Source organism: Streptomyces phytophilus (assembly GCF_013870535.1).
GTDB classification, from domain to species: domain Bacteria; phylum Actinomycetota; class Actinomycetes; order Streptomycetales; family Streptomycetaceae; genus Streptomyces; species Streptomyces phytophilus.
This window is the reverse complement of sequence record NZ_JACBXC010000278.1, coordinates 1-5,961: the sequence shown is the minus strand read 5'-3', so window position 1 is coordinate 5,961 and position 5,961 is coordinate 1. Positions and strand designations below refer to the sequence as shown.

The window sequence follows — 5,961 nt, the reverse complement described above, 5'->3', positions numbered from 1 at the left end:
GCGGCCGATGGGCAGCCGCCGCCAGCTCCACGTCGCCGCCTGCGACACCTGCACCGGGGCGATCCGCGAACGCCGCGCCCCGGAGGTCCTGACGGACACGGCGGCAGGCCGCGAGGTCCCGTACTTCGAGGTGCCCGCGGAATCGAGCGTCTGGGCGGCCACGGGCTACGGCTCCCTGACCCGCGACCCCCTGGCCCCCCGCATAGCCAGAGGCGACTTCACCCGCACCCGGGACTGACGCCCCGCACGGCGCGAGGCGTCAGCCGGGGGTGTTCCCCGGCGGCCACTCGATGCCCGCCCGCTCCAGCATCGCGGTGTACCTGCGCTGCCCCCGCTGCATGATCGCCGACGTCAGCCACAGGTACAGCCACCACACCACCGAGATCCCGCCCGCCACCGCCAGCGGCACCGGGTCCAGGGAGCCGTTGACCGCCAGGGCGAGCAGGACGCCCAGGGGGACCGCCACCGCCAGCATCCGCAGGCGGCCGCGGCGCGACGTGCCGTAGAGGTCCACCTTGATCCGGGCGTGCAGCAGCTCCACCTCCTGCCGCGCCTCCGGCAGCGGCTCGGGATTGCGGCCCTGCGACAGGCCCGGGAGGGCGCCGCCCAGGGGCGCGTCCGGGTACTGCTCGCGGGTGCGGGTCGCGCGTTCCACCGCGTCCGGGAGGCGGCGGAAGGCGAACACGGGGTGGCTGCGGCTCGTGCCGTGCTTCGCCGAGAGGCCCGCGTAGCGGTATCCGTACTGCTCCGCGAGGTAGGCGAAGGCCGCGAAGGTCTGCCGCGAGTTCCAGGGGTTGATCGTCGTGTACGTCTCGGCGCCCTGCTCTCCCGCCTTCAGCAGCGCCCCGAGCTGGGTCCGGAGTTGCGGCCGTAGTGACATCGCCGTCCTTCGTGTGGAACCGTGCATGCCCTATTCCGCTTCCTATCATGCGGCGACAGGCACATTCGGTTGGGTAACTATTCCGGCCTCCGGGGGGAATTCGTGTCATTTCTGAGGTTCTTCCACGACGACGTCATGGCGATGGCCAGGACCCTTGAGTCCAGCGGGGACCGTATGAAGGAGTCCTCGAAGAAGATCGCCCACACCGACGCGAGCCTCGTCGGCCACGACGAGCTGCGCTCGGCGTGCGACGACTTCGCGGATTCGTGGGACTACGGCTTCGGCCAGCTCTCCAAGCTCACGAAGGGCGTCTCGAAGTTCGTCGTCACGGCCGCCGACGAGCTGGAGAAGCTGGACAAGAAGCTCCACGACGAGCTGCAGAAGGCGGGCAAGAAGTGACGCGTCCGGAGGACTTCACGAACCTCGGCTTCGACCCCGCGCCCGGCGACCTCGACACGGTACGCCGCCTCGTCACCGCGATCGGCGCGGTCACCGGCCAGAGCGGGACCGCGCAGTCCCAGCTCAAGCGGATCGGGGAGACGGACGGCATCTGGGTCGGCAAGGCGGCCGACGCCTTCAGCGACTCCGTCTCGGAGATCCCCCCGTATCTGGAGAAGGCCCTCACCTCCCTCAACGCCGCCCACCGGGCGCTGTCGTCGTGGGAGACCAGCCTGACCGGCTACCAGAGCCGCGCCCGCAAGCTGGAGCGGGAGGCCGAGGACGCCGCCGCCCGCGTCGGCTCGGCGCAGCGGGCGCTGGACGGGCTGCCGGGCGACACCGAGGGGATGACGGACAAGGAGAAGGAAGAACACAAGAAGGACAAGAAGGGCAAGGGCGATTCGCTCGACACCGCCACCGCCGAGCTGGAAGCGATCCGGGGCCGGGCGCGGACGCTGAACGCGGAGTTCAGCGGCGACGCCGAGACGGCCGCGCGGCAGATCAAGAACGCGGCGGACGACGCGCCGCCGGAGCCCAACTGGTTCGAGCGCCGGCTCGACGACCTCGGGAACCTCCTCGAAGCCGCGTGGGACACGATCACCGACCCGAACTTCTGGAAGCTGATCGGCGACATCCTGGCCGACGTCGCCATGGTCATCGGCATCATCTGCCTGTTCGCCATGCCGTTCGGCGGCATCGCGGGCCTGGCGCTGATCGGCCTGTACGTCGGCGTGGGCGCGTTCGCGGCGCACGCCATCGCGCTGGCCGGCGGCGCGGAGGGCATGACCTGGCAGACCCTGGCCTGGGACGCGGCCGGCGTGTTCGCCGGCGGCCTCAGCGTCGCCGGGGCGCGGCTGGCGCAGTCCGGCCGCGGGCTGGTGCAGGCCGGGCGGAGCCTGCGCGCCACCGAGGGGCTCGCCGCCACCCTCGGCCGGATCGGCCCCGGCAACTGGGGCAACCTCGCCCGGCTGCCCAGCGGCATGGCCAACTCCCTGCGCGGCTTCGCCATGTCGGGCCAGGGGTGGGCGCACGTGGCCGCGGGCAACCTCGTCGACTGGTCCGCCACCATCGCCGGCGCGGGGTTCGCCATCGGCTCCAACATCAACCCCGGCCGGTGGACCGACGGCAACTGGAACATCGCCGACATCCCGGTCGTCGGGCCGATCTCCGCGCTGGCCGACTACCGGCCGCCGGAGCCCGACGTCGTCGCGCCCGGCCCGCTGCCGCCGCAGGTCGACCCGCCGGCGATGCTGGCGTCGGCCGGCGACAGCTTCACCCGCGGGCTCAGCCCCTCGCAGATGGGAACGGCGGCATGACGACGGCACGAGAGGGCGCCCGCAAGGTCCCGTACGCCTTCAGCTACCGGGTGCCGGACGAGTTCGTCCGCCTCCCCGAGGCCGACACCCTCGCGGGCTGGGACGAGGCGCTGGGCCGGCTGATGCCCGAGGCGGACCAGGAGGAACTGGCCGCCGCCGGGCTGCAGATGCGCCGGTTCCTGCCCATGCTGGAGGAGGGCGGTGAGACGACCGTCCTGACCGCCATGTGCGCCGGCACCGAGGACGTGGCGGGCGAGGAGCGGCTGTCCATGGGGCTGCTCGCCGTGTCCGCCCGGCCCAGCGACCACGACGACCAGCTCATGGCGGCCGAGGGGATCTACCGCGCCAAGGAGCAGAAGTTCTTCGCCGGGCAGAGGGAACCGGTGGAGCTGGACTACGAGTTGGGCAAGGGGCTCCAGGGCGAGCAGGACATGCTGCTGGCGGTGAAGCTCCCCGGCGGGCCCGGGGTGATGTCGGCGTCGCTGCGCTCGCTCACCCTGCCGACCGGCGAGGCGGGGGCCGCGGGGCCCGTGATCCCGTTCGCGTCGCTCCAGCTCGTCGTGCCGGCGCCGTACGGCTACTGCGCCTACGTCACGATCGCCACGCCGTCCGTCTTCCTGCTGGACTCCTACTGCATGCGGCTCGCGCACGTCGGCCGCACCTTCGGCTTCGACGTGCCCACGGGCGGCGGCGGGACGGGGAGCGGGGAGTAGGGGGAAGCACGGAACAGGGGGAAGGGCCCGGATCCGGCGGTCACTGCTTGCCGCCACCGACCTGGCTCTCCTCCTTCTTCGTGCCCTTCTGCAGCTCCTTCTCCAGGTCCACGTCCACCTTGTGGGCCTCGCGCACCACCGTGTCGGACATCTCCGCCAGGCTCGTCAACTGGTCGTCGATGTCACCGCGGCCGTCCTTCCAGCCCGACTCGAAGTCCTCCAGCTTGTCGACCACGCCGCTGTCCCCGATGTCGTCGCGGTACGACTCGAAGGTGGCCTTGGTGCGGTTCATCCGGCTCTTGATGCTGCGCAGCCGCCCGCCGAAGCCGTCGAGTTCGCTGAGCGGAATCGCCAGCCTGTCGCCGTCGTTTCCCATGAGCCCTACCCCCAGTCCCTACGAAGCGGGGCGCCGCCGCACCGAACAACGATGCCACGGCGCCCCGGCCAAGCGAAACGAACCGAACCGAATCGCGAAGGTCAGCCCTTGAGGCCCTTCTCCAGCTCGGAGTCCAGGTTCTCGAAGGCCTCGGCGGCGGACTTCAGGAAGTCGCCCATTCCCTCAAGGCCCTCGATGGTCTTCTTCGCGCCGGTGGTGAACTCGTCGAAGGACTGGTCGAACTGCTTCGAGGACCGACCGGTCACGTAGCCGTCGCTCACCAGGCTCTGGATGTACTTGCGCAGGTCATCCAGCTTGCGGTCGATGTCCTGCCGCTCGTCCTTGAGCCGCTTGGCGGCATCCCGCATGTCCTGATATGTAACATCGACATCGGCCTTGCCCATGGCAGCTACCCTCCCGTTTTTCTCGTCGTCGCGAGGGCCCTCCCCGAGACGTCAGTCATGCATCGTTTGTATCTCGCAACCGTAGACGCAATCCGCCGCCCCCGCGGTTGCAGGGTCATATCCGGCCGCGGTGGCGGCGGTCACGCCAGCGGCGTCGTCACCGCGAACGGCTCGCTGTCGCCCAGGTGCAGCAGGCCCTTGCCCGGCTGCACCTGGTCGCCGACCGAACTGCGGTTGAGCCGGATGCCGATGAGGTCGCCCGCCGACGGGTCCTGCGGGGACAGGGCGACGCCGCGCCGGGCCTTCTTGGCCTCCACCTGCCAGCCGGAGAAGCCCGAGGCGACCTCCTCCTCGTCGCCCGCGAGCACCAGCGCCCAGCCGCGCTCCGCCCCGCGGCGCGCGATGGCCTTGAACTCGTCGCCCGCGTCGCAGTTGGTCAGCATCTCCGCGTCGTCCACGAGCACGGCGATCGGCTCGTCCGGGGACGCCTGCTTGAGCAGGTCGTGCACCTCGTCCTCGTCGATGTCGTCCTCGGTGAAGACCTGGAGCACGCCCTCGCGGCCCGCCAGATCGCGCATCGGCGACGGGCGCGGCGCGGCGATGACGAGGCGCACGCCCTGCTGGAGGTACGTCAGCGCCATCGACTTCAGCACCGTGCTGCGCCCGGACTTGGCCGGGCCGCCGATGATGAACGCCGGGATGCCGTCGGCCAGGTCGGGCCCGAAGCCCATCAGCTCGTCGCCGCCGACGCCGACCAGCGCCCACAGCTTCGAGCCCTCCTGGGCCTGCACGTCGCGCATCTCCCACGCCTCCTCGAAGCCGAGGCGGCTGGGCAGCACGTCGACGCGGAACGGGCGCAGCGAGCGCGGCACCGCCGCGTCCCGCTCCGTCGCCGCCTCGCCGATGGCGGCGACGGCGGCGGCCTGGGCGGCACCGGACAGGTCGTCGGTCAGGACCGCGATCTGCGTCTCCAGGCCGCTCTCCGCGCGGAACATCCGGCCGGGCTCGATGTCCTCGGGGATGTTGCGGGCGTTGAGGCTGATCATGGAGAAGTCGGAGCGGTCGGGCAGCCGGAAGGCGAACTTGTCCTCCGTCAGCGTGCTGATCCGGCCGGTGAGCACGCTGCGGTCACCGGTGATGACCAGGTGGATGCCGACGCTCGCGCCCTCGCGCAGCAACCCGTAGATCTCGTCGGTCAGATCGCCGTGGTTGATCTCGCCGAGGGTGGGCAGCCAGCCCTCCCAGCGGTCGAGGAGCACCACCGTGTACGGCAGCTTCTGCTCCGGGTCCGACGCCGCGGCCCGCTGCTCGGCGATGTCGGCGAAGCCGTCGGCCGCCAGCAGCTCCTGGCGGCGGCCCAGCTCCTGCTTGAGCCGGCCGATGAGGCGCACCGCGCGCTCCGTCTGGTTGCGGCTGACGACGGCGCCGCAGTGCGGCAGCCGGGTCAGCGCGTTGAGCGCGCCGTTGCCGCAGTCGATGCCGAACAGGTGCAGGTCGGCGATCGAGTGCGTACGCGCCAGGGAGGCGGCGATCGTACGGAGCATCTGCGAACGCCCGCTGCGCGGGGCGCCGCCGACGATGAGGTGCCCGAAGTCGGCGAAGTCGATGGCGACGGTGCGCCGGGCCTGCTGCGCCGGCAGGTCCTCGATGCCGTACGGAGCCGGGGGCAGCGGGCCTGCGCCCTGCGGCGCGGGCAGCGCGTCCAGCTCGACGCTGTCGGGCAGCGCGGGCAGCCACGGGCTGTGCTGCTCGGGGATGCCCAGCCGCTCGTTGGCCTCGTTGACCGCGTCGACGAGCACCTTCAGGTCGGTGATCTCGTCCTCCTCCTGCTGCG

General features: G+C 71.5%; 7 protein-coding genes and 1 pseudogene. 4 read left to right on the top strand and 4 right to left on the bottom strand.

Features of this window, described 5'->3' with window-relative positions:
* Positions 1–238: pseudogene (locus H5J30_RS14755) on the top strand (hypothetical protein); the annotation flags it as partial.
* Between the two features lie 21 nt (positions 239–259).
* Here H5J30_RS14755 and H5J30_RS14750 read toward each other — a convergent pair.
* Positions 260–880: a hypothetical protein gene (locus H5J30_RS14750; protein WP_181787892.1), complete on the bottom strand. Its 621-nt coding sequence runs from the start codon at positions 878–880 to the stop codon at positions 260–262.
* Between the two features lie 102 nt (positions 881–982).
* Between H5J30_RS14750 and H5J30_RS14745 the strand changes: the two genes are divergently transcribed.
* From H5J30_RS14745 to H5J30_RS14735, 3 genes are read left to right on the top strand one after another with little or no spacing between them, the layout of a single operon-like run.
* Positions 983–1,279: a hypothetical protein gene (locus H5J30_RS14745; RefSeq protein ID WP_309505532.1), complete on the top strand. Its 297-nt coding sequence runs from the start codon at positions 983–985 to the stop codon at positions 1,277–1,279.
* The gene (locus H5J30_RS14740; protein ID WP_181787891.1) at positions 1,276–2,634 is read left to right on the top strand and encodes a putative T7SS-secreted protein; all 1,359 of its coding nucleotides are present in this window, start codon (positions 1,276–1,278) and stop codon (positions 2,632–2,634) included. The genes H5J30_RS14745 and H5J30_RS14740 overlap by 4 nt, the downstream gene beginning before the upstream one ends.
* Positions 2,631–3,347, top strand: a complete 717-nt coding sequence (locus tag H5J30_RS14735) for a hypothetical protein (RefSeq protein WP_181787890.1) — start codon at positions 2,631–2,633, stop codon at positions 3,345–3,347. Before H5J30_RS14740 ends, H5J30_RS14735 begins: the two co-directional genes overlap by 4 nt.
* Positions 3,348–3,387: 40 nt before the next feature.
* Here the strand turns inward: H5J30_RS14735 and H5J30_RS14730 are convergent, their stop codons facing one another.
* The 3 genes from H5J30_RS14730 to H5J30_RS14720 all read right to left on the bottom strand — a co-directional run.
* Entirely contained in the window at positions 3,388–3,723 is a 336-nt protein-coding gene (locus H5J30_RS14730) for a hypothetical protein (RefSeq protein WP_181787889.1), read from the bottom strand.
* A 101-nt stretch (positions 3,724–3,824) separates the two neighbouring features.
* Positions 3,825–4,127, bottom strand: coding sequence for a WXG100 family type VII secretion target (locus H5J30_RS14725; protein WP_026276583.1), 303 nt, complete (start codon positions 4,125–4,127; stop codon positions 3,825–3,827).
* 140 nt (positions 4,128–4,267) lie between these two features.
* A partial coding sequence (locus tag H5J30_RS14720) for an FtsK/SpoIIIE domain-containing protein (RefSeq protein ID WP_258563319.1) occupies positions 4,268–5,961 on the bottom strand: 1,694 nt, incomplete at its 5' end.

Excerpts from the sequence above, each read along its gene's own strand:
- H5J30_RS14750 (WP_181787892.1), bottom strand. The coding sequence starts at position 880 with ATGTCACTACGGCCGCAACTCCGGACCCAGCTCGGGGCGCTGCTGAAG.
- H5J30_RS14735 (WP_181787890.1), top strand. The coding sequence starts at position 2,631 with ATGACGACGGCACGAGAGGGCGCCCGCAAGGTCCCGTACGCCTTCAGC.
- H5J30_RS14730 (WP_181787889.1), bottom strand. The coding sequence starts at position 3,723 with ATGGGAAACGACGGCGACAGGCTGGCGATTCCGCTCAGCGAACTCGAC.
- H5J30_RS14725 (WP_026276583.1), bottom strand. The coding sequence starts at position 4,127 with ATGGGCAAGGCCGATGTCGATGTTACATATCAGGACATGCGGGATGCC.